This window comes from Peribacillus sp. FSL K6-5616 (genome assembly GCF_038008245.1).
In the GTDB taxonomy this organism is placed as follows: domain Bacteria; phylum Bacillota; class Bacilli; order Bacillales; family DSM-1321; genus Peribacillus; species Peribacillus frigoritolerans.
This window is the reverse complement of record NZ_JBBOYT010000001.1, coordinates 615,749-642,736: the sequence shown is the minus strand read 5'-3', so window position 1 is coordinate 642,736 and position 26,988 is coordinate 615,749. Positions and strand designations below refer to the sequence as shown.

Sequence of the window (26,988 nt, the reverse complement as noted above, 5' to 3'; positions counted from 1 at the left end):
GTGGCTGTTTTTTACGATTTGTTCATTTATCGGGAAACCGTCCCATTTTTTTGACCGTTACGATTGGAGGTGTGCTCCTTCTTTTCCATAAGATATACAGCATGATGAGGATAAAGGAAAAACCAGCAGCCGGTATTAGATAAGGTTCAGTTATTTCCCGGATTTGCTGCCAATTCTCGCCGAGGATCCTTCCTAAGGTCAGGAACAATATGGTCCAAGGTATGACAGCCGCAACCGTATAAAATATAAACTTCCATACGGACATCCTCGCAATTCCGGCAGGGATGGAAATGGCATGGCGAACAACCGGAATGAATCGAGCCGTAAAAACCACTCCCACGCCATACCGCTTAAACCACTCTTCAGCATGTACAATATGATTTTCTTTAATTAGAATATATTTTCCATATTTCAAGAGAAAGGGCCTTCCTCCGTAATACCCCGCCCAATAGAGAAATAATTGTGCCATCGTCCCGCCTGCCACACCGGCAAGAACAGCTCCCCAAAAATTCATTTTCCCCAGGCCGACCACATAACCACCGTATCCAAGAACAAGCTCACTCGGGATGATTTCAACCATCAGCCCCAATAAAATCCCCATATAGCCCATTTCCGCAAACCAATTCAATATCGTCATAATAAGCTGTGATATCATGCTATCGGACTCCCCTTACCACTAATTTCAAATTGTTTGTCCTTCTATCCTATTCAGCTCATAACGTTCTATTCGATTTTTCATATCCAGTTTCACAATGCACCACATTCAGGATTGCACAAAAAAAGACCAGCAGTTATGTACTCCGGTCTCTTTACATCAATATTCTTTTAGCTCCCCTTTTTGGGAAATTTGAGAAAAAACAGCGGCAGTGAGTAAGGATGAATCATTTTGTGAAACATTAGTGAAAATCTCCTGCCGTGATTTCGTTTTTTCAATATGTATCCCGAGATCTTTATACTTGTTGATTATTTGATTATTCATGCTTACCCTCCCTTTCTGCTGTACCGTTATCCTTTAACTTCCCATTTAACGAAGTAATAAAACCTGTTTAAACGACTCGATCCAAAAAACAATCAATTGACATGAATGGTTTGCAGTTGGTGTTCATGCACTTCGTCTTTTTCAACATGGACCTGGACCTTATAGGTTCCCGCTTCTTCGAAAGATACCTTATTTAGATATGTTCCATTCCCTTCTTCTTCAGCTTTGGTGAAATGACTCTCTTCGCTGCCTTCCTTCCACACCTCGAAATTCACATCTGCATTTGTCAGTGGCTTCCCATTCAATTCAACCGTCGCTTCAAAGTTCGAACTGTTTCCTGCCTTTACAGGGTTACTTTGAAACCCGATAGATACATCCGTACTAGGATGAACCGATGCACCTTCACTTTCATGTCCTGGAACGACAACTTCTTTTTCAGGCATTACATGAAGGCCTTTAGCCGTTACATGGGACACTACAATATATTTGCCTTGTTCCTCAAAAGTATGCATCACTTGATACATGCCACTTCCAGTATTCTTTGCTTCAAGCATTTCCCGTTTATCCTGTCCGGACTTTCTCACTTCAAACAGCACCTCATCAGCTTCATTCACCAATTGGCTTCCCTGTTTCACTGTCGTTTCAAGAATGACTTCTTTTCCAGGCTCCACTTTCCCTTTAATGACAATTGATGCATCCATCGATTCTGGAACAGCACTGTTAACTTCCTTATCCTCTGGCATTTCAGACTCTTGACACCCTGCCAACATAACTAACAACGCAGTACACATATAAAGTTTTTTCATATGAACTTCCCTTTACTATTTATTAGACTAAAAAATCTGTCCTCTTCATATTGCCCATCCTTTCCTTTTTTCAGATTTTTATACATAATTTAACATCAAATGGTTCGCATTACGGTGACTGAAGTCAGCATGGCTACCGCGATGATCGTTAAAAATGAATATAAAAAGATTGAAGTCCCCACAACGCTCAATCCACAAAGCAGTACACACCCATCAATGAAAAAAATCAGCAGACCTACATTGAGTCCACTTTTCCTGGAAAGGATCTGTGCCAACATATCGGTTCCGCCTGTAGAGGTCCCATACCGAAGCATTAAACCGATGCCAAGTCCAATCAACCCTCCCCCGATTATCGCACTTACATAAATGGGAAGGTTCCATCCTGTGACAGCGTCGGAAAAAATATCGATGCATAAAGAGGAAAAAAGCAAGCCATGCAAGCTGTTCAGGAATAATTTTTTTTCAAAGTACCAAGCATATATATATAATGGAATGCTGCTCAAAATCACACCCAGTCCTGTCGGAAGTCCTATATAGTAATGAAAAATCAGCCCAATCCCTATCATGCCGCCATCCAATAAATGATAAGGTATCAGAAAAAAATTGATTCCCACACCTACAAGCATGCTGCCGGCAATGATCGCTGCCATCCGTTCCATGATTTTCATGGCTGCCACCCCCTTTAATTCTTGCATTTAAAACTTGTCTTGGTTTCTATAGAATATGTTTGTACCATCAAAAAAATAATGAAACGGACCAATTTTTTATGAAACGGCCATCAGTTTTCTGAATATTCTATAATATGTTACAATAAAGTAGAGAAAACAGTCAAAAACAGCTAATTATTAGCTCAAACTGATCCTTTACAAGCAATATTCCGGATTTAAGGTGCCGTAAGCTGTTTGACTGAATGATTAACTCTTTCTATAATGAAAGTATTTAAATTAATTAGATTGAGGTGATTTGATGGGGCATTAAAGAATGTTCGTTTTGACGGACGGGCGCTGCTTTGCGTAACGGATATGTGCATCCTTTTGGAAAATGGCTGCACTCCTTCAGACAGAAATTCTTCTATTTCCCGTCTACGCATCGCTAATCGGCATATACTATTATTCTCTTCATCACTAAAAGAAATGGGAGTTCAAGCGGCTGCACAACTATGGCCACAGGCCTTTTTGAAGCAATCCCGAAAATATTCAGCACGGCAAAAAAAATATACTTGTATATTTTAAAAATGTAGGAGGTGTACTCCTTATTCGTCTCGAAGGCGAGTTAAGGGAGACTATTTGGACATAATAAACTTGGTTCTTATTGCCATTTTAATTGCTTTAACAGCATTTTTTGTAGCTACGGAGTTTGCGATTGTTAAAGTGAGAAGCACGAGGGTCGATCAATTAATTGAAGAAGGAACGAGGAATGCTATTTCAGCAAAGAAGGTCATCTCCAACCTGGATGAATACCTCTCAACTTGTCAGCTCGGAATTACCGTTACAGCTCTAGGGCTTGGATTCCTTGGGGAACCGACAGTTGAAAACATTTTGCACCCACTCTTGAATCAATTGAATCTTCCAAATTCAGCTTCACATGCACTCTCGGTTGCAATTGCCTTTTCTTTCATTACGTTCATACATGTCGTTGTTGGAGAATTGGCACCGAAAACATTGGCGATTCAAAAAGCGGAGCAAGTAACATTATTGGTTTCGAAACCTTTAATTGCCTTTAACAAAGTCATGTATCCATTCATCTGGGTACTGAATGGCTCTGCAAGGACGCTTACAAGAATGCTAGGATTAAAAGCGGTTTCCGAACATGATTTGGCTCATACAGAAGAAGAGCTTCGAATCATTGTTTCCGAAAGCTACAAAAGTGGCGAAATTAACCAATCAGAGTTTAAATATGTGAATAAGATTTTTGAATTCGATGATCGGATCGCAAAAGAAATCATGGTTCCACGTACAGAAATTGCAACGGTATCCAAAGATGATACAATCCAGCAGTTTTTCACCGTAATGGCGGAAGAGAATTTTACGCGATATCCTGTCATTGATGGTGATAAGGATCATGTTATCGGAATGGTCAATATCAAAGAGCTATTCACTGAAATGATAGACAGAAACAATCAGGCAGCGTCAACGATCGACCGATATGTTCGTCCGATCATCCGTGTCATTGACAGTATCCCGATTCACGATTTACTTTTAAAAATGCAAAAGGAACGGATCCACATGGCCATCCTCATGGATGAATACGGCGGTACGTCAGGTTTGGTTACCGTTGAAGATATCCTTGAAGAAATCGTTGGCGATATCCGCGATGAGTTCGATCTGGATGAAGTTCCCGATGTCCGCAAATTAAAAGAAGATCACTACATCATCGATGCCAAGGTATTAGTCAGTGAAGTGAATGATTTACTTGGATTGGATATCAATGATGAAGATATTGATACGATGGGCGGATGGATCCTGACCGAGGATTATGAGGCCAAACAAGGTGATATCCTGACTTATGGTCCCTATAACTTCAGGATAAAGGAAATGGAAGATCACCATATTCGTTATATTGAAATATATAAACAAGCAAAAGTCGTAAGCGAAGTGAAAGAATTCCCGATCATATCACAAACCGAAATCGTTTCATGATAATAACCCCCGTTCCTAAAACAATAGGAGCGGGGGTTATTTTTTTTTCAACTGGTACATGAAATAAAATAAATACATATTATATAAAACCTGCTTCATTTAACATTGGATGAAGTATAGTTCTACCTTTATTGTTTCATACTGTTAAAAAAGCGATACTTTTTGAAGGAGTGAAGAATCATGAAACTCATAACCATTTGCCAGCACTGCAAAGGGAAAGGGAAAACCCGTTATCTTCAATTCTTTTCCCGGGACTGTAATCATTGCAACGGTCAAGGTAAAGCGGTAAAAGATATGTCAAATTTAAGAAATCAGGCCAAAAACATCTAATAATCTTTCATATTTTGAAGTTGGTTTTAATGACACCTGCCCTCTTTAACGTATCATAAACAATCAGTATCGAAGGTCCAAGGAAAAGCCCAAGGAAACCAAGCATCTTAAACCCTAAATAAAGACTGACCAACGATGCCAAGGGGCTTAATCCCATATTTGCTGAATAGATTTTTGGTTCAATGGTCCTTCTTATGATGGTAATGACCAGGAATAGGATGATGAGGCCAATACCAAGATGATGATTTCCTTGAGCCCAAACGATCGCTGCCCATGGAACCAGCACAGATCCCGTCCCCAAGATAGGAAGAATGTCCACAACCACTATTAACAGTGCCAATGGGATCATATACTTTACATTTAACAACCATAGTCCTCCATAAGCCATGATGAACGTTATTAAACTCAACAGGATTTGTGCCTTAATGAAGCCTACGGCTGCCATACTTAAATCTTGATAAACTAGCGAAATCTTTTGATAGGTGGATGTCTTTAAATAAAAGACTGCCTTTTTTCTTAATTTAGGCAATTCAAGACTGATTAAGAATAAAGCGATTAAGTAAATTAAAAAGTCAATGAAAAATCCCGGAATGAGTGTAACGAACTGAACCATATCCTGAACAAAGCCCTCTGCGAACCCCTCCAGAGCCATGACTCCCTTTTCCATCGTCTGTTCCACCGATTGGATGAGATTTGGCGGCAAAGTTTGCGAATACCGTTCCCATTGCCTGATGACTGGCAATATAGCCGTCAAATACACTTCACGTATGAAACCGGGAAATTCTTCCGAATAGACAATGGCCTTCTTGATTAATACCGAAAAAGAAAAATAAGTGATGCTCATAAGCCCGCCTACATATAAAACAAATGAAATCAATACGGCCCAAAAACGATGCAGCTTTGCCGTTTCACCAATCATTCTGACCAATCCATCCAAAAGAATGGCGGTGAGCAACGCTAAAATCAACGCCCATGAATAGGGAATGACGATTAATATGACTAAAAGGAGAATCCCCCTCCAAAACCAGCGAAAAAAGACGGCGACATTCACTGAACAAACCCTCCTTGCACTTTCCTGTTCTCCTTATATTTATGAAACGGGGTCACATATATTTCGCTTATACGTTTTATTTTCTCAATAAGGGGAAAAAGAGATACAAAGAGATGGAGGGATTGACATTGGATAATAAAGATAAAGAAAATTATATTGAGGAGCGTAATGATAAATCCAAGGCCTTCAAGAAAAATCAGGAAAAACAGCTGGAACGTGATCAAGTGGTCATGCCCATTGATGATTTACCAATTGATGAAATTAAATATGAACAGCAAGAAGAACGAAATAAAAAAGAAACAAAGCACCGCTCCACCAGCGATAAGTTTTAAACAAAAACCAGCCACTTTTTAGAGGCTGGTTTTTGTTTGCAGGATATACTGCATTCAGCGCGTTTTATACTTTTACCAATTTCGTCGGCACTTATGGACCATTTCAAAGAAAAATATATTCTTCCCATCATATATTGCAAGCAGTAGCCTAAAAGGGGTCCGGAAAGTGTATCTATCTTTAATTGATGTACCGGCAGCACCTTCAACTCCTCAGGTATGGTTTCTAACTAAATGTTATAACAAAATTGATTCGGGTGTTCGAGACTCCTGCGGGAAAAGCGCGTCCAAGGAGACCCCGCACGTGTAAGCCGAGGTGGCTCCCCGGACCGCCCGCGGCGAGTGCCTGGAACGGAAATAAACGTCCAAATGGACAAACCACAAAAAAACTGCAGGCAAACATGAATTCTCGAATTTGTCTCTAGGCTGAAATATATTCCATCATGATTAAGGTTCTTCTTGTGATTGTGCAGATGCTTCCCCCTTTGTTGTTTGAGATTTGGGAAGACTGAGCTTTCCCTCAATTCATTCATTGCCAGAATTTTACCCTCCCCCGCTTTGCTTCCAAAAATAAACATTGACTGAAATAAATGATTCTTTACAATAGACTTTTAAGAATTAAAGAATATAATGGACTGGTCGACCATTATAAAGGAGAATCATATGACGAACCCTACTCAATTATTTCATCAATATTTACAAGTATCGAGATCATTAGTCAGCAAAATGAATGAACAAATTACAGCCCTTGAAATTTACCATAATCAGTGGACAATCCTGAATTACTTAAAGAACTGTGGCTATTCCACAATCCCCGATATTTGCAGTTACCTGGATGTAGACAGTGTGATCATCACACGTTCGGTCAACAGCATGGAACAGAATAATATGATTAAACAAGTTCCTGGTAAAGATGAACAGGAAAAACGAATCGAACTGACCCCCCGGGGCAAAGAGGTACATACAAAATGTCTTAAGATTGCAGAAAAAATCGAAGGAAAGGCCTTGGAAGGCATTACTGAAGAAGAACAGGAAGTATTTTTCCAGACGGTCCTTAAAATCCTCAATAATATAAGAAACTAAAATGGGTAGCTTGTATCATTGTAGAATAAGTGTGAAGCAAGGAATTTCCTTACTTTCACACCAAGCTATAGCCATGCCTTTTTTAAAAGCCGGATTCCAGCTTCGATTTCCCTTTCGGTTAAACCACCGTACCCAATCAAAATAGTCGGATCTTTCACTTTCTTTGAATGATAAACCGATGTTGGGTGGACTTTAACCCCCACATTGGCAGCCCTTTGGATGAGATCTGCCTCACTGCTGCCGTTTTTTACGTTTAAAAGAACGTGCAATCCTGACTTTTCACCGATTATGGCTACACGATCATGGAAGCTCTCTTCCATTGCGTTCAGCAGCACCTTATTCTTTTTACGATAAATCGTTCTCATTTTATTCAGATGGCGTTCCCAATGTCCATTTTTCATAAAAAGACAGAGCGTTTCCTGAATCAGTCTGGGAACGGTCTGTTTATATCCGATTAACTTCTGCTGAAATTTGCTAGACAACTCCATGGGTAACACCATAAATCCCACCCTGATCGATGGGATGAACGACTTTGAAAACGTGCCTAGGTAGACGACCCTTCCATTTGTGTCCAATCCTTGCAATGACGGAATCGGTTTGCCTGCATGTCGGAATTCCCCGTCATAATCATCCTCAATAATATAACCTTTTTTTTCCACCGCCCAATTCAATAATTCCACCCGTCTAGTTATCGGCATGATCATACCGGAAGGAAATTGATGGGAAGGTGTGACATAGGCTACATCCGCTGTACTCTCTTTCAAGTAGTCCACACTCATTCCACTTTCATCCAAAGGTATGAATTCCGTAACCGCCCCCTCCAGCCTCAGTACCTCCCTTACCCGATGAAAGCCAGGATCTTCTAATCCAAATACCCGCTCATTTCCAAGTAGTAACCGCAGAAGATGGATGAAATACTGGGTTCCTGCCCCAATGATGATTTGATCAGCCCCGCAGCGAACTCCTCTTGATTGGAATAGATAGGATGAAATCTCAGCCCTAAGCCCCCATTCACCTTGCGGATCACCACTCATGAACATTTCCCTTTCCTGTAGATACAACGTATTGTTCAAGCATTTTTTCCATACGGCATGCGGGAAAGAATCCACGTCCACCCGGCCATGATTGTAATCTATCTCATTTCTTTCATTCAGAGGGTCCATCATCCCTTCTGTTACAGGCAACGGCTCATTCAAAGCTGAAATCGGTTCTAAATCGACTACGTAATAACCTTTCCTTAATTGACTTTCCACATATCCTTCTGCCATCAACTGCTGATAAGCCGTATCAACTGTATTCAGGCCTATCCCTAAATGCAAGGCCAGTTTTCGTTTAGAAGGCAGTTTCATTCCGGCCTTTATTTGTCCATTCTGGATTTCCTTTATAAAGTATTTATACAATTGCACATATAAAGCTTCTTTGTTCGTTTTATCTAGGGTTAGAGTGATTTCAAACATTTGGTCCTCCTTCAAACTGGTTCCATAAATTATATCAGCATTGGTCCTTATTGCAGAACCAGAATATTTTTATAATGTAGATATCAATCAAGAGGAGGAAACTATGGAGCATTTCGAATTATACGGTAAACACGTGATACTCACCCCGATGATGGAACATCATATCGAACCACTTTACGCCGCTTCCCTGCCATCTGAAATATGGGAATGGAGTGCAACAAAGATTTTGTCATATGAAGAGGCGATCTCCTATGTAAAGGAAGGCATTCTAGCAAGGGAACAGGAACTTCATCATCCATTTGTCGTTATCGATCGGACAGATGATTCGGTAGTTGGCAGCACGAGCTTAAGGAATATTCACTTTCATAATCAATCGCTGGAAATCGGCGCGACTTGGTATCATCCCGACAAATGGCGAACAGCCATAAACACTGAATGTAAGTACTTGTTATTGCAGCATGCTTTTGAAAAGTGGCAAATGAAACGGGTTGAATTCAGGACGGACGAATGCAACAAAAGATCACGTTCCGCAATAACCAGGCTCGGCGCCCTTGAAGAAGGGATTTTGAGGATGGAGAAAAAGCTACAAGATGGGAGGATCAGGAATACGGTGGTCTATAGTATTCTCGAGCATGAATGGCCCAGTGTGAAAAGGAATTTGGAAGCTTTTTTAGAAAGGTGAAAATGTGAAAAAAGAGTGCCGTTGTTTTGCACTCTTTTCTCTTAGTGCTATTTTTCATGTGAGTCTTTACGAATTTTCGATAAAGAATCCTTTTGCCTTTTCGTTGATCGAATGAATATGAAAACACCAATCGCAAATAAAAATGGCATTAGTAAAGCAAAAAGAAGATAAATCATATCACCAAAGAACAAGTTCATTACCCCCATAGCAATGCGACGCACACTTTCGTCTGTAAAGCTTTTCTGTCAGACTTGGATGATCCCTGCTTAGTCCAAGCTTTGTGACAAGCGAATCATATCCTGGCACTGAATCCCATTTTCATAAATGGCCTCGGAATAGTTTCTAGTAAAAAAATCCCGATCGACCCCAGTTATTCTAAAACCGCATTTCTGGTAAAGGGCAAGCTGCCCTATCCCCGAATTCCCCGTACCGATTTCAATCATTTTATATCCCTGGTCCCTTGCATGGCCTATCGCATGTTCAATCAATTGCCTGCCGATTCCTCTTCCATGGTACTGTTCATCGACCGCGATGTTCATTATCTCTATCAGTTCCGGGCCTTTTTGCAGTAAAACACAAACGCCGATCATCCGGTTATCACCCACGGCAACAAAGCACGTTCCGCTTCCCAAATATTCCTCGACCAATTTCCTTGAAGGATCTGCCAAAAGCAATAAATGCATCGGGGGTGGCTCATCCAAGAATAATTCCCTTATCTCCATCAGCATCCAAACCCTCCTCAGTTTAATTCATCCACAAGCAGTTCAACCAATTCCGATGCAGGAAGTTCCCTGCTCAACTTATAACCCTGTCCTGCCCACAAAGCCATCAATTCAGGATTGTTCTTTTGTCCGGCTGCTTTTCGCATTTGTTTGGTCATGTGATGGACATAAGGATAGGCGACCGGTGCAACACTATCATATTCCGTTAAAAAGTGATTCACCAACCCGCGTGCCCTCCGGCCGCTGAAGGCTCGGGTAACAGCAGTCTTAGTAAATCGGGGATTCCCCAGCGCCGCCTTATGGACCGGACTTGCCCCGCTTTCGGGACAGCGAAGGAAAGCGGTACCCAATTGTGCCGCTGTTGCTCCCGCTTCAAGCACGGCCGCGATATCCTTTCCATGCATCAGTCCGCCCGCTGCAATGATCGGTAAGTCCAGCTCAGCCTTTATCATCCGAATCAATACTAAAAGGCCGTAATCATCTTCTGTGCGGTTATCAAAGCTGGCCCGGTGCCCCCCTGCTTCAAACCCCTGCACACATAGAACGTCCGCGCCTGCTCCCGCCGCCTTCTTTGCTTCCTGAAGGTTGGTTACTGTCACGGCTATAAGGGAACCGACATCTTGGAGCTCCCTTATTACATGTTCCGTTGGACATCCAAACGTAAAACTGACGACCGCGACCCCAGCCTCCTTCAATACATGTAGTTTATTTCCCCAATCATCGTCATCACTATCGGCTTTTCCAATCTCAGCCCCGACGCTCTCGGCCTCTTTTTCGATCTTTTCACGATAGCCAGATAATATATTTTCATCCGCCGCCTCGTTGCCTGGCACAAATACATTCACGCCAAAAGGGCGTTCAGTCAACTGACGGGTCTGCTCTATCTCCTCCTTCATCTCTTCCGCATTCTTATAGCCAGCTGCGAGAAAGCCCAATCCTCCTGCATTGGATACAGAAGCCGCAAGCTTCGGAGTGGAAGCTCCTCCTGCCATCGGTGCCTGAATGATTGGATATCTCATTAACTCTTTCAACATTCGATACAACTCCTCTTGATTTTTCTTCATGGCCTTATCATTTTTACGTTTTCTTGGTATAATGATTATCTGTAAGAGAAAAGTGTCTAAATGATCACCCTTTATATCTTGCAAATATAAAACATAGGTGGTAAATAAAAAATGGAAACAAAACCATATAGAGTATTACTTTATTATTTGTATGTACCTATCGAGAATCACGAAGAATTCGCAGCCGAGCATCTTGCGGCATGTAAAGCCCTTGAATTGAAAGGCCGTATCTTGGTGGCTTCAGAAGGTATCAACGGAACGGTTTCAGGTACGATTGAACAAACCGACAAATATATGGACATGATGAAAAGCGATCCCCGCTTTGCCGATATCGTGTTTAAAATAGATGAAGCTGAAGGCCATGCTTTCAAAAAAATGCATGTTCGCCCACGCAATGAACTTGTAACGCTACGCTTGGAAGACGACATCAACCCGAACCAGACGACAGGCAAATACTTGAGCCCGAAGGAGTTCTTCGAGCAAATGCAAGATGAAAACACCATCGTCCTTGATGCCAGAAATGACTATGAATTTGATTTAGGACATTTCAGGGGTGCAATCAAGCCAGAAATCACGAATTTCCGTGAACTTCCGGAATGGGTACGGGAAAATAAAGAAATGTTCGAAGGCAAAAAAATCCTAACGTATTGCACTGGCGGTATCCGCTGTGAGAAATTCTCCGGCTGGCTTGTCGAAGAAGGCTTTGAAGATGTAAGCCAGCTGCATGGCGGCATCGCAACATACGGGAAGGATCCCGAAGTCCAAGGTGAGCTATGGGATGGCCAAATGTATGTTTTCGATGAAAGGATTGCCGTACCTATCAATCAAAAGGAACATGTAATTGTCGGACGCGATATTTATTCCGGCGAACCTTGTGAACGCTATGTCAATTGCGCAAATCCTGAATGCAACAAGAAAATCCTTTGCAGCGAAGAGAACGAACACAAACATATGCGCAGCTGTACCCATGAATGCCGAGTGCATCCGCGTAATCGCTATGTAGTCGAGCATAACCTTTCTGAAGAAGAAGTGGCTGAGAGATTACAGCTAATCGAAGATTCCATTACGGCAAAATGAGTTTAGCAAACCCGAATCAGTGGACATGATCCCTGTTCGGGTTTTTTTATCGATTCAAACCAAATCTTATTTTTCTATATTAAACCTATGCCTTGGACTTCATTCCGCTGTAAGAATTAACTTTGATCTTTTAATGCCATCTTCTTTTACTGCAATATTACTTCCATTCTTACTTCTATATCACAATAGAAAAAACCTTCTTAATACGTAAAAAGAATGGTTTCCGCTTTTAGATTTTAGCGGTCATCAGTCTTACCTTCATGAAAAGAGCGATTCCTCTTTAGAGGAATCGCTCTTCATTCATGTTATTTTGCCTCTGCACTTACAACAATCCCGCAAGCTTGTCTATCGCCTGCATCACCAGTTTTCAAAGTATCTGCATCGGGTCCTTTTTCTCCATTGGCTTCATAGCGGTCAGGAATATTGGCAAAGTTGTCTGGGTTAGCATGAACGATTACAGCCAGCTCTTCTTTCTTCAGTTGGTCTATTGTCATGTTATCCAATGTTGCCGTATATTTTGCTGTCCCATCTTCTTTTACATATAAAGGGGGCATATCACCTGCGTGTTTAGAATGCGTTTCATCAGTTGGGTTGAAGTGTCCTCCCGCTGTAGTGAAAGGGCCATCCTTGGCATCCGCCTCACATGCTGCGTTCTCGTGAACATGGAATCCATGGTAGCCTGGCTCAAGACCTTCCAAAGCGGTTTCGATCACTACAGAATTCTCTTCAGCGGTAAAGTTCACCGTCCCAAGTGTTTTACCTTCTACATCTTTAACTTCCGCTTTCACCTGCGGATCAACCTCTGTATCTGTTCCTTGTCCCACTGTAGTCATGTCCTCGGCATTATTATCGGCCTCATTTGAATCATCCGCTGAATTGCATCCATACAGTAAAAAGGCAGCACACATAGGCAGTATAAGCTTTTGTTTATAGTTCATGATAACTTCCCTCCACTCTCTTATATGTATCTTCCTCTTATTACTTTCCACTATTATGGAAGAATAAACAGATAGCGGCATAAATAGGAAAATAGATTACACCAATGAGGGTGAACACCTTACTAAATTCACAGACAAGGATATTACACTATAGCTTAATGGGCTCACATTTTTACAAAGTGATGACCCCGAAAGTAATGGCTGCGATCGTCATGATGATGGTTGTCCCAAACGCCCATTTAAACAGGAATTTTTGATGATCCCCAAAATCCACGCCTACAAGGCCAATCAATATGAATGTTGCAGGCACCAATGGCGATAAGGGGAACCCTGCGGTCGAATGACCTAATAATGCCGCCCTTCCGATTTCTACAGGGGCAATGCCGAAGTTCGATGCCGTTTCACTTATGATTGGCAGAATGCCAAAATAATAGGCATCAGGTGAAAAAATGAACCCCATAGGTATGCTCGTCAGCGCTACCACCAGTGGCAAATGTGCCCCGAGCCACTCCGGAATGACAGTTACGATTGAAGCAGCCATCGAGTCCATCATCTTTGTTTCCGTGAATACACCCGTAAAAATCCCAGCTGCGAAAATGAGTGTACAAATCATCACGAAACTATTGGCATGACTTAAAATCCTTTCCTGCTGTTCTTTTGGGTTCGGAAAATTAACGAATAGTGCAATCGCAAAAGCGGAGGCAAATAAGATTTGGATCGGCAGCACTTCCATCACCAGCAAAACCATCAGTAAAATCGTCAAGAACCAATTAAACCAAAAAAGCCTGGATGTTCCTTGAGGTGCGGTTTCAACAGCTGCAGCCTGTTCGCCCATACCAGGTTGCATGTTCGTCTCCAGGGAACCGACTCCCAATCTCTCCCTTTCCTTTTTGCCAAGTACATATGCCGAAAAAAGCGTCCATAAAAGACCGCAAATCATGACTGGAATAAGAGGTATGAATAACTCCGATACTTCCACCTGAAGGCTCGCGGCCGCCCTGACCAAAGGACCTCCCCAAGGAATCATGTTCATGACGCCAGCGGCCAAACCAACGACACAGGCCAATACGAGCCTGTTCATCCCTAATTTGATATAAAGCGGCAGCATGGCCGAAACAGTGATCATGAATGTAGAAGAACCGTCTCCGTCCAAACCTACCAATATGGTTATAATGGCGGTTGCCATGACAACCTTTAACGGATCTCCTTTTACAAAACTCAGTATTTTAGCGATCATGGGCTCGAATAAACCAACGTCAATCATTAAACCAAAATACAGAATAGCAAAAACGATCATGACTGCTGTCGGTGTCACCTTTAAAATGCCCGCAACCATCATATCTCCCATTTCCGAGGCAAACCCACCAATCAGACCAAAAGCTATCGCCGTGAAGATAAAAGCGACAACCACTGATAACCGCTTCGTGATGACCAAGACCAGAAACGTTAAAATCATACAAAACCCTAAAATCGTCAACATGTTTAAAACTCCTTTAATTGGAAAAATGAATACCTTTTGTTTATTTAATTTTTCTGAAAAATCAGTATTTTCACATTATACCATTTGCCCATTCATTAAAAAACCTGTTAAACAAATTCGTTTAATAAATTAGTTAATTTCTGTATACTATTATTTAGGAACCCGAAGTTTTTTTCGGAGGAAAGAAGTGTTGTTTGTAAAATGAACGCTCATAAAATAGCTAAACGGAACCTTTTCATCATGTGGTTCGCCAATTTCTTCATAGGCGGGAGCATGACGATGGTTCTCCCATTCATATCCTTATACATTGGTACATTCGGAGATTATTCGACTCAATATATCCAGCATTGGTCCGGATGGACTTTTGGAATCACTTTCGTGACAGCCTTTTTATTTTCCCCCATTTGGGGACGGATTGGTGACCGGTATGGCAGAAAGAAAATCTTGATTGCCTGCGCCTTTGGGATGGGCCTGTCCATCTTCCTGATGGGATTCGTCGAAAATGTTTGGCAGCTATTCGTCCTAAGGATGTTCACAGGAATATTCACTGGCTTCATTTCCATGTCCCAGGCTTTCATATCAACGCAGACACCAAAAGAAATTGCCGGACGTGTACTGGGAACCTTACAAACGGGAAATATAACCGGTTCCCTTTTCGGACCATTGCTTGGCGGCGTGCTTGCAGACACACTCGGCTATTCAACCGCCTTTAAATTCACCTCCATCACCATTTTCATCTCTGGTCTTCTTGTTTTTGCAACCAAGGAGTACCGAATGGAGCGGCAGAAGGGAACGAAGTCGAGCTATACAAGCAGGGAGGTTCTCTCACATATCTTAAGGAATCCCATCTTGGTGAATGTCATGCTCATCTCCACGCTTGTCCAAGTTGCCCACTTCAGCATCCAGCCCATTCTTTCTTTATACGTTGGTGAGCTGCATGGAACTTCCAATCTTGGTTTTTATTCAGGAATCGCCTTTTCTGCAGCAGGCCTGGGGAATTTATTGATGGCGCGTCACTGGGGCAAGATAGGTGATCGGCATGGACATGTGAAGATTCTTGTGCTGCTTCTTTTTTTGACAGCTCTTGTCTATTTTCCCGGTGCCTTCATCAATCATTTTTGGCAGCTTGTCTTTGTACGTTTCATACTAGGCATGGCAATAGGCGGCATCATCCCTGTAAGGATTGCCTACATTCGCCAAGAAGCGCCTGTCGCAATGCAGGGGGAAGTGCTTGGGTACAATACGAGCCTGCGCTTTTTAGGCAATATCATCGGACCCGCAATGGGCGGAATGGTTGCTGGTTTCTACGGATTCTCTGCCGTCTTCATCACGACCAGCACGTTACTCCTCATAGCCGGACTTGTCCTCTATTTCGCGATGCACCGCAATCCGGAGTTGGCCAGATCACATTAAAATCACATTTTTGGCAAGAAAGCCTGCTTCCATCTTTAAGCAGGCCTTCTCCTGTTTAATGCTCATACAGCTGTAGTGTGCTGGATACTTCTGGAGCTTTTTGTATAGGGAAATTATCGAAGAGAAATCAAGGAAAAAGATTTGAAGGGGTCACGTTCATGCCTATCCGTAAAGTCCACCAACCCTTATGACACACCCACAAACTGATAAGTATTTTTCCAGCACTTCATAACACATCAAATTTTATGTTAAGATTAATTCAGGCAAATTTTATGAAAGTAAAAGACGCAAAGCCACGGGCCTAAACCAACAACTTAGTTGTCATGGCAGCCGGGTTGCCAAGATTTTTCTTGAATGGATCACTTTATAATTAATTTTCTTGCCCCTTTTTAATTTGCCTAAAATTAAAACAAGGAGGGTTATATATGTTCTTTCCAACCATTTATTCAGCTACTACGGATGAGAGACACATAGTTAAAGATAAAAATACTTGTGCATGCGGCACAAGATATAATGCATTCGCAATGTTATCCAGAAGCGACCTTCGAAAGATCAGGTTCAAGCATTATAAAGAAGTAACATGTCCTTTATGTAAATCCAGTATCATTGATGAGGAATCCTCTTAACACAAGGATGGTTCCTACTCCCAAACTTTGATAGAGCTGGCTTTTCACCCTCACCACTTCCATATATGGTAAAAGGGGAAAATATCATTCCGATAAAAAAACTCTCTTACCTCCCGCCCACATATTGACACAGTTAGAGCACGATCTTTTTTTCATTATATGAATGGTAAAGGTACGGTCACCCTATAGGGCTCGATAAGATATAAATCATGAAGTAATCATTTGATTGTATCGCGTTTCGATAGTTCTAAAACCCATTTCTAGAAGATCATGAATCGATTCCAATCGGTGGCGTAAAGCTAGTAGGAAACGGAAATCCATGTTATTTTGATTTTAATTATGAAATAGATCTCTACCGTTTTACTCCACTCTCCCTTAGCGGGAATTTTACAAAAGCCTATAGGAGCCCCTTACGTCAAAAATGGCCAAGCCAATTCGAATGACTTTATTCAAGCATGACCTGTATGCATTCGCCCACCTCCATATAATTGACTTCCCTCACTTGATAGCTCAATCACCTTTTGCACCAATTCTTCTCTCCTAAAGCATTTTTCCTTCGTACGATAAGATGAATAGCCCTCGATTTGTCGTTTATATTATCCATATAGATAGAATAAAGGACTCATGCTATAATTTAGTGCGTTAAAAAAGAAATGAACACACATATAAAAGAAAGAAGGAGTGTTTCTTTGAATACATCTGCATACAAAAAGGAATGGTTCGGCAACGTTAGAGGTGATGTTCTATCGGGAATTGTCGTTGCCTTGGCATTGATTCCGGAGGCGATTGCCTTTTCGATCATTGCTGGCGTTGACCCAATGGTTGGTCTATATGCCTCATTCTGCATTGCCATCGTCATCTCCTTTGTCGGCGGAAGGCCGGGAATGATATCGGCTGCCACTGGCGCAATGGCACTCGTCATGGTCGACCTTGTTAAAGATCATGGCTTGAACTATTTACTTGCTGCAACAATATTGACTGGTTTGCTGCAAATTTTACTAGGGGTTTTAAAAATCGGGAAATTAATGAAGTTCATTCCGAAGCCGGTCATGACTGGTTTTGTGAATTCTTTAGCCATCTTGATTTTCACGGCACAGCTCACCCATTTCGTGGGCGAAACATGGATCATGTATGTCATGACAGCCGTTTCATTAGCTATCATTTATCTTTTTCCGCTGATCACGAAAGTCATACCTTCACCACTTGTCGCCATCATATTCATGACGATAGTTGCAGTTACCACGGGGGCTACGGTGCGGACGGTTGGGGATATGGGGCAATTGACCGAAGCGCTTCCAATGTTCATGCTTCCAGACATCCCTTTGACCTTCGAAACTTTGGCGGTCATTTTCCCTTATTCCATTGCCCTTGCGTTTGTTGGACTGCTTGAATCGTTATTGACGGCTCAAATTGTCGATGAGATGACTGACACGGACAGTAATAAGAATAAGGAAGCCAAAGGCCAGGGGATTGCGAATATCATCGCCGGATGTTTTGGCGGCATGGCAGGATGTGCGATGATCGGCCAATCCGGTATCAACATTAAATCTGGTGGAAGGGGCCGGCTCTCGACATTTGTAGCGGGCGCATTCCTTATGGTATTAATCGTGGTATTGAATGATGTCCTTATCAAAATACCGATGGCTGCACTTGTCGCAGTCATGATCATGGTTTCAATCGGGACATTTGACTGGTCTTCCCTAAAGAGGCTCACTAGAGCTCCTAAGTCGGATGCAGCCGTGATGATCGTGACGGTCCTCATTGTCCTTTATACACATGACTTATCAAAAGGGGTATTTGCCGGAGTGCTTTTGAGCATGATTTTCTTCTCGGCTAAAATTTCTAAAGTGGCAGTAGAGAAAACGGCAGACATCCAGGCTAAGAAAATCACTTATCGTATCAGCGGACAAATATTTTTCGCTTCTGTCCAGGACTTTGTTTCAAAGTTCGACTTCAAGGAAAAAGCCGATGCAATCGTCATCGACTTCTCTCATTCCAAGATCTGGGATGCTTCAGCAGTCGGTGCTGTCGATACGGTTATTCTTAAATATCAGCTCTTGGGAATACCTGTCCAAGTCCAAGGACTCGATGAAGAAAGTTCGACATTGCTTGAAAAACTCGCCACCTCAGAAAGTAAAATATCTTAAAGAAGTAAAATTCTGCTGAATAGAAACTTTTCAAACCGACAAAATAGATAACATGAATCATTTCCTTTTGAAAGGAGCGAAAAGCATGACACCAGAACAGGATTATACGGCAGCAAATCTGTCACCGGATTTATTGAATGAACTTAAAAGCTTTGAAAGCAAACTTGGCGAGGAAGCCAATAAAGAATTGATTGTCATCGCCTATGAAAAAGAAAAGGAATCTTTAAATTAAGAAAAAAGACTCAAACACCCTTAATGGGATGGTTGAGTCTTTTTTTGAATGTACAGAAAAAGGGTGCCCATGTTTTTAATGAGCAACCCTTTTCCTGTATTATTTGCTGAATACGTCGGTTAAGACCGGCACGATTTGTTTTTTACGCGATACAACGCCTTCCAAGACGGCGATGTTATTGTTTAATGAAACGTCATATGCCTTTTCAACTGCATATGCCGCTTTACCAAGGGCCAAGGCAACGGAATCATTAGTCAGGATATCCGTTACGACGAATAGGAACAAGTCCAATTCCTTCACTGCGATGACCGCTTCAATCGCTGCTTCCAATTCAGCTTGCTTAGCAAGCACTTCGTTCGGATCAACAGCATTGACCTGTGCTATTTCCACTTTAGCCATTCCCATGGAGAATTCCTTTGCATCAAGAGTGATGAGCTGGGCAATCGTTTTGTCGCTTAAGTCAGCTCCCGCTTTCAACATTTCCAAGCCATATTTTTCAGCGTCGACTCCTGCAATGGCAGCCAGTTCCATTGCTGCCGCAACGTCTTGCTCCGTGCAAGTCGGGGATTTGAACAATAAAGAATCGGAAATGATGGCAGATAGCATAAGACCTGCGATTGCTTTAGGGACTTCAATGCCATTTTCTTTATAAATTTTATTTAAGATGGTTGCCGTACAGCCAACTGGTTCCGCACGGTAATATAATGGATCGCTTGTTTCAAAGTTAGCGATACGGTGATGGTCGATAACTTCCAACACACGGACTTGGTCAATATCTTCAGCACTTTGCTGGCGTTCGTTATGATCGACCAGGATTACGCCATCAGCTTCCCCTGAAACTTTTTCCACAAGACGGGGAGCATCGAATTTGAATTGGTCCAATGCATATTGAGTTTCACCATTCACTTCACCCAGACGAACTGGTTCAGCGTTGATACCTAACTGCTTTTTCAGATCTGCATAAGCGATTGCTGAACAGATTGTGTCTGTATCCGGGTTTTTATGTCCAAAAACTAATACTTTTTCCAAGATTTTATCCCCTTTTTCATAAATATTTTTCCGCGAATCCCCTCACCGCAATAAGGGAGAGCCACCTTTACTAGACACTTTATTTTAACACAAAATCCCGTAAAATCAGCGCTTGATTTATCCATTCCCCCATAAAATCTTTCATTCCCCTACCCTCTACCATCACTTTGTCAATAGATAAGGGTTGGTTTTTTTCAAATATATTAGTTGAATTATCATCGTATATGGCTTACGATAATATAAGCAGAAATACTAGATGTTGATTACATAAACAATTCCAATAACTATATATAGAATTTTTATAATCCAAGGTGCCAGTGATGGCTGAAAAGGGAATCCGGTGTAAACCCGGAACTGTCCCCGCAACTGTAAATGTGACGAAATGAGAAAACCACTGTATAGCTCTCTATACGGGAAGGACTCAAAGTAGGATGATCATGAGTCAGGAGACCTGCCTTGAATTTTTCACGTTTCTTATTCTTCGGGGATTGAGATGATGAAACGATAGTATAACGGCTATTTTTTCATGGCTCTTTTATTCTATCGTTTGATCCGCTCAATTCTTTGGGCGGTTTTTTTATTTTAGCGGAAGTTAACAAGGAGGATTATTAATGACTCAAACATATAACTCTACCATAAGTGAAAATGACACAGAAGCGAAATCCATCCAGCTTGAGACGTTATCGAAGGAATTCGAAGGCCGTCTCGATATGGAAAAGTTCAAAAGGCGTTTTACAAAATGGATTGATCGCAAAAGTGACTCAACCGAAGAACAGGCATCAAAAAAACTGATTCAGCTCGCTCTTGAAGGCGTGGATATCGATGCTCCGGATTGGACTTTCGTTGCTGCAGCAGAACTGTTGAATACAATGTATAGGGATGCACAAGCCAATCGAGGTTATGAAGGCAAGAGTTATGGCCCATTCTATGAGCTGATCACAGAACTCTCCCAGATATCGGAAGGTCAGCGTTATCCCATATATAAACCAGAACTGCTATCTTCATATACAAAAGCGGAAATTGAGGAATTGGGATCGGTGATCGACCCGGAAAAAGATAAATTATTCTCTTACATAGGCATCTACTTATTGAATGACCGCTATCTGGCCCGCCCAAAAAAGGACAAGGTCTTCGAACTGCCGCAAGAACGTTTCATGATCATCGCGATGGAAATCATGCGAATGGAAAAAACGGAGCACCGCCTGCAACTGATAAAAGAAGCATACTGGGCAATGTCCAACCTTTATATGACCGTTGCGACTCCTACACTCTCCAATGCAGGTAAAACACATGGACAGTTAAGCTCCTGCTTTATCGACGCAATTGAAGATTCCATTGACGGAATTTACCTATCAAACTACGATGCGGCAAAAGTATCTAAATTCGGCGGCGGTGTCGGTCTTTACGTCGGTAAGGTTCGCTCGCTTGGTTCCGATATCCGCGGTTTCTCTGGAAACAGTTCCGGCACTACGCCCTGGATTCGACTATTCAACCAGACAGCTGTAAGTGTCGATCAATTGGGTCAGCGTAAAGGTGCCATCGCGATTTACTTGGATGCCTGGCATAAAGATATCATGAGCTTCCTCGATTTGAAGACTCAAAACGGGGATGACAGATTAAAAGCACATGATATTTTTACAGGTGTATGCATACCGGATTTATTCATGGAGGCTGTACGCGACAGAAAAGAATGGTATCTTTTCGATCCGCATACCGTTAAGCAAACCCTAGGATTTTCACTTGAAGATCTTTATGACGAAAAGAAAGGCGAAGGAAGCTTCAGGAATCATTATGCACTTGCTGTCGAGGCCGCAGAAAATGGCACGCTTCCAAACTATAGCTTTGAAAAAATCAATGCGATGGACATCATGAAAAGCATCATGATTTCTCAATTAGAAGAAGGCGTACCGTATATGTTCTACCGCGATGAAGTGAATCGGAAGAATCCGAATAAACATAAAGGTATGATTTATTGTTCTAACCTTTGCACGGAGATTGCCCAAAACCTAAGCCCTTCGACGATCACGGATGAATATGAAACAGAAGATGGAGATGTTGTTGTGGTCCGTAAAAGCGGCGATTTCGTTGTCTGCAACCTTTCATCCATTAACTTGCCACGAGCGGTGGGCAGCGATGTTCTGGAAAGATTGATTCCCATTCAGATCCGTATGCTGGACAATGTCATTGATGTGAATAATCTTCCTGTCAAACAAGCATCCATCTCGAACAAACGGTACCGGGCAATTGGTTTAGGAACGTTTGGATGGCATCATTTACTTGCCACACAGAATATTTATTGGGAATCCGATGAGGCTGTTCACTATGCAGATGCTTTATACGAAAAGATCGCTTACTTAACTATCAAGGCATCCAACGAATTGGCCAAGGAAAAAGGATCTTACCCATATTTTGAAGGTTCTGATTGGCATACAGGGGACTATTTCGAACTGCGTGACTATACAGATCAAAAATGGCTGGATTTAAAAGCAGACGTGCAGGAGCACGGGACCCGTAATGGCTACTTAATGGCGATTGCCCCCAATTCATCGACAGCCAAAATCGGTAATTCCACGGATGGAATCGATCCTTTGTATGAAATTGAATTTTACGAAGAAAAGAAAAACTTCAAATTCAAGGTGACCGCACCAGGCTTGACGCCAAATACGTATGAATATTATAAAAAGACGCGCTTCAATTTGGATCAACTGGAAAGCATCAGGCAAAATGCAGCCCGCCAACGCCATATTGACCAAGCAATCAGCTTTAATCTGTATGTACACAATACAATCAAAGCGAAGGTCCTGTTGGATATCCATTTAACAGCATGGGAAAGCGGGTTGAAATCAACGTATTATGTTCGTTCGACGTCTTCCGAATATGACAATGCCTGCGAAGGCTGTTCAAGTTAACGTCAATCATGGCCCAGTAATCTATTCTTAAAGGAGTTTTCACGAATGAACAATCATATAAAAAAAATTCGGATGCTTGAACCGACGCATCCAACCAAGGCAACCGGTGTTTTCAAAGGAGAAGCTTCAGGCTTCCTCCTTTGGAACGATATTCAGTATGAAAAATTCTATGATACCTATACACAGCTCATCAATAACTTTTGGAAGCCTTCGAGCGTGAACATGATTCAGGATAAAAAGCAATGGGGCGAATTGGATGAAGATATCCAGGACGCTTTTCTCGATATCCTTACGATGATTGCTGGAATGGACAGTCTTCAAACGCCCACTTTAGTAGAGATCCTTCGGTACATCAAAGATCCGGCGGCAAAAGCTATCCTGGCCAACATGGCCCAGCAGGAATCGATCCATAATGAGTCTTATTCCTATATCCTTGCTTCCTTGATTCCGGTAGGCAAGCAAAAACAGCTTTTCGACCGCATTAAAGAACATCCTGAAGTGATTAAGCGTAACCAACCGATCGTTGATGCTTATCAAACGTTCGTGGACGATCCCAGCCCTCAGCATTTATTCGAGGCACTGATCCATTCAACGAACCTTGAAGGGATCTATTTCTATCTGGCTTTCGCCTTTTATTATAATTTAGGACGCCAAAATCTAATGACCGGTTCCGCTACGATGATATCCTATATTCATCGCGATGAAATGGTCCATTTCGATTTCATTGGCATGCTCGTTCAAATCTTGATGTATGAATATCCTGAGTTAAATAATGAAGAAAACACGAAGTTCATCTATACAACGATTGAAAAGGCAGTCGAACTCGAAAAGGAATGGTCTGAATATATGCTCGAAGATATCCAAACGAAAGCCGATCTCGATTTGGAAGAATTCAATGAGTACATTGAATATATCGCCAACAAACGATTACGGATGCTAGGCCTTGAAAATTTGTATAAAGAGTATGGCGAGAACCCGATGCCATGGATCAAAACGTTCGATGATGAATCCATCGGCCTTACCAAAACCGATTTCTTCGAACAGAAGTCAAGGACTTACAGTCAAGTAAATGCCAGCAATGGGTTCGATGAGCTGTAAAATCGCCATTGTCTATCATTCTGCCGGCGGCAATACAAAAGCGCTTGCCGAAGCCCTCGCTGCCCTTTTACCTGAGGCTTTCCTATATCGAATGAATGAATTCGATTTACGTACATTGCCGGATTACGATGCATTGATCGTCGGCACCTATACATGGGGCAATGGGGAGCTTCCCGCTAAATCAGCTGCCTTTTATAAAGAACTGGAACAGCTGCCTATTGCTCGCCTGAAAACGGGAGTCTTCGGCACTGGCGAAACCAACTATAATCATTTTTGTGGGGCGGTCGATCATTTCCGGGACATGCTATTTGCCAAGAGCCAGTTATTGGTGACATTGAAGATAGAACAGATGTATCAAGAATCAGACCTGCACAGACTTCAAAAGTTCGCCTCGCTATTCCAGAACTGACTGAAAGGGGATATGCGTTTTCGCATATCCCCTTTCAGTGTTTTTTTAAAACTCGGCTCCCTCAATCATAGCAACGGTAAGCATGAAGTATAATGGAGAAAAAAGGAGATGTTATCCAATAACTGAGAATGTAACCCAGTTCCTGCCTATCCTTTTTATGCTAGTGCTTGTCGCTTTCGTTATATTCATCGTCTTTTTCCTGTCAGGGCATTTTAATCGTACTAAACGGATCGAAGAAAAATTGGACAAAGCATTAAAGGAAATCGCCGAAAAAAAGGAAAAATAAAAAGACTCCAAAATCGGAGTCTTTTTTTTATATGCGTTCAATTATTTTTGAACGTTAGCAGCTTGTGGTCCACGAGCGCCTTGCTCGATTTCGAAAGAAACTTCTTGGCCTTCTTCAAGCGTTTTGAAGCCTTCACCTTGGATAGCTGAGAAATGTACAAATACATCGTCTTGGCCTTCAACTTCGATGAAACCGAAACCTTTTTCTGCGTTAAACCATTTTACTTTACCTTGTACCATGATAGTTCCTCCTGTGTTTGGAAAAATCCATTTTTATTACTATTTTTGGTTCTGGATAATGTTTCAAGAGGAATCCTATTACAGTAAATCCTTCTATCAAACTTTTCCGAACAAAAATAATTACTCATATTATATCATGGAAAATCCTAAAAAAACAAGATTATCGCCGTAAATCAACCGACAAATTATCCTAAAATTCTACATTTTCCTCTTCTTGCTTTGTCGGAAGCCTTCGTCCAATAAGTAGCGTTCCGCCTCAACCGGACTTTCGAAACATTCCTCAAGATTCGACCCTGAATAAACATTCCAAAGCAGGTCTTCCTTTTGAAGTGTAAGCTCTTGCTTTTCAGGGCCAATCCATGCCCCTTCCAACCTAGCGAACTCGTTTTCCTCTTCTTCGATTTCAGCCGGAGGTTCAGATAGGTAATCCACACTTCTTTGGATCAATTCTTTTAATTCCGCTTCATTATAGTCACGTATATTTATAAACCCTTTACGGTCAGTGTCTTTTTTTCTCATATGCCCTGCGTAAACGAACCCATTTCCATTGGGATGCAAGTGCTGAACGACGATCTTTTTCTCCTGGACGCTATCTGGATAATGGAAGTTCACACGTCCCAATGAAACGTCTTTTCGCTGTAATTCCGGAAAAGTTTCAATGATGCTCAATTTTTCTTCAAATGTTAACAAATTTCTTCCTCATTTCATTAGATCATATTGTTTGTCGATTATAACACAGACTGATTAGAAACAATAATCCCCCTCTTCCATTATAATGTAATGAAAAAGGAGTGATGGGATTTGATCATAAGAATTCGGGACCTGGAAACAGACTATGGCCAGCAGCTATTTAAAGTGCAGAAAGAAGCCTATAAGGTGGAAGCGGAAATGATCGGTTTTGCCGATATACCTCCTCTAATGGAAACATATGAACAATTCATACATTGCCATGAAACGTTTTTATGCTATTTAAAGGGTGATGCCTTAGCTGGTGCCATATCTTATACAAAAGAGAATGGCCAAATTCTGATTTGCCGAATGATCGTCCATCCTGATTATTTTCGGCAGGGTATTGCGGACGCATTGTTGCATGCTCTTCAATTACACGTCGACTGGGAAAAGATATCCGTTTCGACCGGTAAAATGAACCTGCCCGCACGAAACCTTTACGAAAAAAACGGATTCACCCATAAAGAGGACGTAGAAGCCGCACCTCGCTTATCCATAAGCATTTACGAAAAACAGCATTCATTTTATGTATGTCACGATAAAAAGCATAATGAATGAAATGACAATGATTACGGCAACCCATAGCCAGGCCAATGTCATATTCCCGGAGTCCATGGCGATATAAATCGCGGTCGGTATGGTTTGTGTCTGTCCGGGAATGTTTCCGGCAAACATGAGTGTGGCCCCGAATTCCCCCAATGCACGCGCAGAACTTAAGATGGCACCTGTGACGATTGATTTGACCGCCAATGGGAGGGTTACAAACAGGAATAACCTCCACTCGCCGGCCCCGTCAACCCTTGCTGCATTTTCAATTTCTTCATCTATACCTTCAAAGCCCGTTTTAGCGGATTGGTACATTAGCGGAAAAGCTACCACTGTAGATGCAATGACCGCAGCCCACCAGGTGAACATCAAGGGCTGGTCAAAAACCCTTTCAATGAATTGTCCCGGCAGTCCATTCTTGCCAAAAATCACGATCAATAAAAAACCAACGACGGACGGCGGCAAAACAAGCGGCAATAAAAACGCTGTTTCCAACAGGACTCTTCCCCTGAATTGCTTTTTAGCCATCATTCGCGCCAGGAAAATTCCTAAAATGAAAACAAGGATACCCGCTAGTCCCGCTACTTGTATCGATAGCCTGACTGGTGACCAAAAATCCCCTGTCATGATACTTCTCTCACACCACTATTAAATATCGGCATATGCAGGTCCTTATTTGGTTTCATTA

General features: G+C 41.9%; 27 protein-coding genes and 2 riboswitches. Of the genes, 12 read left to right on the top strand and 15 right to left on the bottom strand.

Annotated features, from left to right (window positions below; all coding sequences use genetic code 11):
* Positions 1-22 precede the first annotated feature (22 nt).
* The 4 genes from MHB45_RS03075 to MHB45_RS03060 form a co-directional block, all read right to left on the bottom strand.
* Complete coding sequence (locus MHB45_RS03075; protein WP_048678071.1) at positions 23-655, bottom strand: DedA family protein; 633 nt, start codon at positions 653-655, stop codon at positions 23-25.
* 159 nt (positions 656-814) lie between these two features.
* The gene (locus tag MHB45_RS03070) at positions 815-979 is read right to left on the bottom strand and encodes a hypothetical protein (RefSeq protein WP_153246081.1); all 165 of its coding nucleotides are present in this window, start codon (positions 977-979) and stop codon (positions 815-817) included.
* A 92-nt stretch (positions 980-1,071) separates the two neighbouring features.
* A complete protein-coding gene (locus tag MHB45_RS03065; RefSeq protein ID WP_048678066.1) occupies positions 1,072-1,785 on the bottom strand; it encodes a FixH family protein in 714 nt (237 codons plus the stop codon).
* A gap of 95 nt (positions 1,786-1,880) precedes the next feature.
* Positions 1,881-2,453 (bottom strand): YitT family protein, encoded by a 573-nt coding sequence (locus MHB45_RS03060; RefSeq protein WP_048678063.1) that lies wholly within the window; start codon positions 2,451-2,453, stop codon positions 1,881-1,883.
* 618 nt (positions 2,454-3,071) lie between these two features.
* Between MHB45_RS03060 and MHB45_RS03055 the strand changes: the two genes are divergently transcribed.
* Positions 3,072-4,424, top strand: coding sequence for a hemolysin family protein (locus MHB45_RS03055; RefSeq protein WP_048678061.1), 1,353 nt, complete (start codon positions 3,072-3,074; stop codon positions 4,422-4,424).
* Positions 4,425-4,761: 337 nt separating this feature from the next.
* Here MHB45_RS03055 and ytvI read toward each other — a convergent pair whose 3' ends face one another.
* Positions 4,762-5,805, bottom strand: coding sequence for a sporulation integral membrane protein YtvI (gene ytvI, locus MHB45_RS03050; protein ID WP_176702826.1), 1,044 nt, complete (start codon positions 5,803-5,805; stop codon positions 4,762-4,764).
* A 128-nt stretch (positions 5,806-5,933) separates the two neighbouring features.
* Here ytvI and MHB45_RS03045 point away from each other — a divergent pair, with 128 nt between their 5' ends.
* Positions 5,934-6,137: a hypothetical protein gene (locus tag MHB45_RS03045; protein WP_081088758.1), complete on the top strand. Its 204-nt coding sequence runs from the start codon at positions 5,934-5,936 to the stop codon at positions 6,135-6,137.
* Positions 6,138-6,797: 660 nt separating this feature from the next.
* The gene (locus tag MHB45_RS03040) at positions 6,798-7,217 is read left to right on the top strand and encodes a MarR family winged helix-turn-helix transcriptional regulator (protein WP_034314851.1); all 420 of its coding nucleotides are present in this window, start codon (positions 6,798-6,800) and stop codon (positions 7,215-7,217) included.
* A gap of 65 nt (positions 7,218-7,282) precedes the next feature.
* Here MHB45_RS03040 and pdxR read toward each other — a convergent pair whose 3' ends face one another.
* Positions 7,283-8,674 carry a MocR-like pyridoxine biosynthesis transcription factor PdxR gene (pdxR, locus tag MHB45_RS03035; protein ID WP_340907338.1) on the bottom strand — a complete coding sequence of 464 codons (1,392 nt, stop codon included), beginning with the start codon at positions 8,672-8,674 and terminating at the stop codon, positions 7,283-7,285.
* 103 nt (positions 8,675-8,777) lie between these two features.
* On the opposite strand from pdxR, the gene MHB45_RS03030 reads away from it, so the two are divergent.
* Entirely contained in the window at positions 8,778-9,356 is a 579-nt protein-coding gene (locus MHB45_RS03030; RefSeq protein ID WP_072272521.1) for a GNAT family N-acetyltransferase, read from the top strand.
* A gap of 47 nt (positions 9,357-9,403) precedes the next feature.
* Here the strand turns inward: MHB45_RS03030 and MHB45_RS03025 are convergent, their stop codons facing one another.
* From MHB45_RS03025 to MHB45_RS03015, 3 genes are all read right to left on the bottom strand, one after another.
* Entirely contained in the window at positions 9,404-9,547 is a 144-nt protein-coding gene (locus tag MHB45_RS03025; RefSeq protein ID WP_161922753.1) for a hypothetical protein, read from the bottom strand.
* Between the two features lie 75 nt (positions 9,548-9,622).
* A complete protein-coding gene (locus tag MHB45_RS03020) occupies positions 9,623-10,078 on the bottom strand; it encodes a GNAT family N-acetyltransferase (RefSeq protein WP_048678078.1) in 456 nt (151 codons plus the stop codon).
* A 17-nt stretch (positions 10,079-10,095) separates the two neighbouring features.
* Positions 10,096-11,142 (bottom strand): nitronate monooxygenase, encoded by a 1,047-nt coding sequence (locus tag MHB45_RS03015; protein ID WP_338565111.1) that lies wholly within the window; start codon positions 11,140-11,142, stop codon positions 10,096-10,098.
* Between the two features lie 111 nt (positions 11,143-11,253).
* Between MHB45_RS03015 and trhO the strand changes: the two genes are divergently transcribed.
* A complete protein-coding gene (gene trhO, locus MHB45_RS03010; protein WP_048678052.1) occupies positions 11,254-12,219 on the top strand; it encodes an oxygen-dependent tRNA uridine(34) hydroxylase TrhO in 966 nt (321 codons plus the stop codon).
* A 305-nt stretch (positions 12,220-12,524) separates the two neighbouring features.
* Here trhO and MHB45_RS03005 read toward each other — a convergent pair whose 3' ends face one another.
* A complete protein-coding gene (locus MHB45_RS03005; protein WP_053087349.1) occupies positions 12,525-13,157 on the bottom strand; it encodes a superoxide dismutase family protein in 633 nt (210 codons plus the stop codon).
* A 172-nt stretch (positions 13,158-13,329) separates the two neighbouring features.
* Positions 13,330-14,637, bottom strand: coding sequence for a CitMHS family transporter (locus MHB45_RS03000; protein ID WP_048678050.1), 1,308 nt, complete (start codon positions 14,635-14,637; stop codon positions 13,330-13,332).
* 201 nt (positions 14,638-14,838) lie between these two features.
* On the opposite strand from MHB45_RS03000, the gene MHB45_RS02995 reads away from it, so the two are divergent.
* From MHB45_RS02995 to MHB45_RS02985, 3 genes are all read left to right on the top strand, one after another.
* Complete coding sequence (locus tag MHB45_RS02995) at positions 14,839-16,050, top strand: MFS transporter (protein WP_048678046.1); 1,212 nt, start codon at positions 14,839-14,841, stop codon at positions 16,048-16,050.
* A 252-nt stretch (positions 16,051-16,302) separates the two neighbouring features.
* Positions 16,303-16,393, top strand: a riboswitch (cyclic di-GMP riboswitch).
* 972 nt (positions 16,394-17,365) lie between these two features.
* On the top strand, positions 17,366-18,823 hold the full coding sequence (locus MHB45_RS02990; RefSeq protein WP_237766594.1) for a SulP family inorganic anion transporter: 1,458 nt from the start codon (positions 17,366-17,368) through the stop codon (positions 18,821-18,823).
* A gap of 85 nt (positions 18,824-18,908) precedes the next feature.
* On the top strand, positions 18,909-19,055 hold the full coding sequence (locus tag MHB45_RS02985) for a hypothetical protein (RefSeq protein WP_153246080.1): 147 nt from the start codon (positions 18,909-18,911) through the stop codon (positions 19,053-19,055).
* Between the two features lie 99 nt (positions 19,056-19,154).
* Here the strand turns inward: MHB45_RS02985 and MHB45_RS02980 are convergent, their stop codons facing one another.
* A complete protein-coding gene (locus MHB45_RS02980; RefSeq protein WP_048678042.1) occupies positions 19,155-20,084 on the bottom strand; it encodes a manganese-dependent inorganic pyrophosphatase in 930 nt (309 codons plus the stop codon).
* Between the two features lie 292 nt (positions 20,085-20,376).
* Positions 20,377-20,557: riboswitch (cobalamin riboswitch) on the top strand.
* A gap of 138 nt (positions 20,558-20,695) precedes the next feature.
* On the opposite strand from MHB45_RS02980, the gene MHB45_RS02975 reads away from it, so the two are divergent.
* Genes MHB45_RS02975 through MHB45_RS02965 form a run of 3 tightly spaced genes read left to right on the top strand, consistent with a single transcriptional unit; the run spans position 20,696 to position 24,500 of the window.
* Positions 20,696-22,993, top strand: a complete 2,298-nt coding sequence (locus MHB45_RS02975) for a ribonucleoside-diphosphate reductase subunit alpha (RefSeq protein ID WP_340907334.1) — start codon at positions 20,696-20,698, stop codon at positions 22,991-22,993.
* A 45-nt stretch (positions 22,994-23,038) separates the two neighbouring features.
* Complete coding sequence (locus MHB45_RS02970) at positions 23,039-24,091, top strand: ribonucleotide-diphosphate reductase subunit beta (protein ID WP_072272518.1); 1,053 nt, start codon at positions 23,039-23,041, stop codon at positions 24,089-24,091.
* Positions 24,063-24,500, top strand: a complete 438-nt coding sequence (locus MHB45_RS02965; RefSeq protein ID WP_057275730.1) for a flavodoxin domain-containing protein — start codon at positions 24,063-24,065, stop codon at positions 24,498-24,500. The genes MHB45_RS02970 and MHB45_RS02965 overlap by 29 nt, the downstream gene beginning before the upstream one ends.
* Positions 24,501-24,827: 327 nt before the next feature.
* Here MHB45_RS02965 and MHB45_RS02960 read toward each other — a convergent pair whose 3' ends face one another.
* The gene (locus MHB45_RS02960) at positions 24,828-25,025 is read right to left on the bottom strand and encodes a cold-shock protein (RefSeq protein WP_028393295.1); all 198 of its coding nucleotides are present in this window, start codon (positions 25,023-25,025) and stop codon (positions 24,828-24,830) included.
* Positions 25,026-25,223: 198 nt separating this feature from the next.
* Positions 25,224-25,715 (bottom strand): hypothetical protein, encoded by a 492-nt coding sequence (locus tag MHB45_RS02955; protein WP_048678038.1) that lies wholly within the window; start codon positions 25,713-25,715, stop codon positions 25,224-25,226.
* 111 nt (positions 25,716-25,826) lie between these two features.
* Here MHB45_RS02955 and MHB45_RS02950 point away from each other — a divergent pair, with 111 nt between their 5' ends.
* Entirely contained in the window at positions 25,827-26,312 is a 486-nt protein-coding gene (locus MHB45_RS02950) for a GNAT family N-acetyltransferase (protein ID WP_048678037.1), read from the top strand.
* Here the strand turns inward: MHB45_RS02950 and modB are convergent.
* Positions 26,274-26,927, bottom strand: coding sequence for a molybdate ABC transporter permease subunit (gene modB, locus MHB45_RS02945; protein ID WP_048678036.1), 654 nt, complete (start codon positions 26,925-26,927; stop codon positions 26,274-26,276). The two genes, MHB45_RS02950 and modB, sit on opposite strands and share 39 nt — an antisense overlap.
* Positions 26,928-26,988: the final 61 nt, after the last annotated feature.

Bases quoted from the DNA above. Each gene is read 5' to 3' on its own strand.
- MHB45_RS03005 (WP_053087349.1), bottom strand. From the start codon at position 13,157: ATGAACTATAAACAAAAGCTTATACTGCCTATGTGTGCTGCCTTTTTA.
- MHB45_RS02975 (WP_340907334.1), top strand. From the start codon at position 20,696: ATGACTCAAACATATAACTCTACCATAAGTGAAAATGACACAGAAGCG.
- MHB45_RS03060 (WP_048678063.1), bottom strand. From the start codon at position 2,453: ATGAAAATCATGGAACGGATGGCAGCGATCATTGCCGGCAGCATGCTT.
- MHB45_RS03030 (WP_072272521.1), top strand. From the start codon at position 8,778: ATGGAGCATTTCGAATTATACGGTAAACACGTGATACTCACCCCGATG.
- MHB45_RS03065 (WP_048678066.1), bottom strand. From the start codon at position 1,785: ATGAAAAAACTTTATATGTGTACTGCGTTGTTAGTTATGTTGGCAGGG.
- MHB45_RS03000 (WP_048678050.1), bottom strand. From the start codon at position 14,637: ATGTTGACGATTTTAGGGTTTTGTATGATTTTAACGTTTCTGGTCTTG.
- MHB45_RS03015 (WP_338565111.1), bottom strand. From the start codon at position 11,142: ATGAAGAAAAATCAAGAGGAGTTGTATCGAATGTTGAAAGAGTTAATG.
- trhO (WP_048678052.1), top strand. From the start codon at position 11,254: ATGGAAACAAAACCATATAGAGTATTACTTTATTATTTGTATGTACCT.
- MHB45_RS02965 (WP_057275730.1), top strand. From the start codon at position 24,063: ATGCCAGCAATGGGTTCGATGAGCTGTAAAATCGCCATTGTCTATCAT.
- MHB45_RS02995 (WP_048678046.1), top strand. From the start codon at position 14,839: ATGAACGCTCATAAAATAGCTAAACGGAACCTTTTCATCATGTGGTTC.
- MHB45_RS03070 (WP_153246081.1), bottom strand. From the start codon at position 979: ATGAATAATCAAATAATCAACAAGTATAAAGATCTCGGGATACATATT.
- MHB45_RS02970 (WP_072272518.1), top strand. From the start codon at position 23,039: ATGAACAATCATATAAAAAAAATTCGGATGCTTGAACCGACGCATCCA.
- modB (WP_048678036.1), bottom strand. From the start codon at position 26,927: ATGACAGGGGATTTTTGGTCACCAGTCAGGCTATCGATACAAGTAGCG.
- MHB45_RS02960 (WP_028393295.1), bottom strand. From the start codon at position 25,025: ATGGTACAAGGTAAAGTAAAATGGTTTAACGCAGAAAAAGGTTTCGGT.
- MHB45_RS03040 (WP_034314851.1), top strand. From the start codon at position 6,798: ATGACGAACCCTACTCAATTATTTCATCAATATTTACAAGTATCGAGA.
- MHB45_RS03075 (WP_048678071.1), bottom strand. From the start codon at position 655: ATGATATCACAGCTTATTATGACGATATTGAATTGGTTTGCGGAAATG.
- MHB45_RS03020 (WP_048678078.1), bottom strand. From the start codon at position 10,078: ATGGAGATAAGGGAATTATTCTTGGATGAGCCACCCCCGATGCATTTA.
- pdxR (WP_340907338.1), bottom strand. From the start codon at position 8,674: ATGTTTGAAATCACTCTAACCCTAGATAAAACGAACAAAGAAGCTTTA.
- MHB45_RS02985 (WP_153246080.1), top strand. From the start codon at position 18,909: ATGACACCAGAACAGGATTATACGGCAGCAAATCTGTCACCGGATTTA.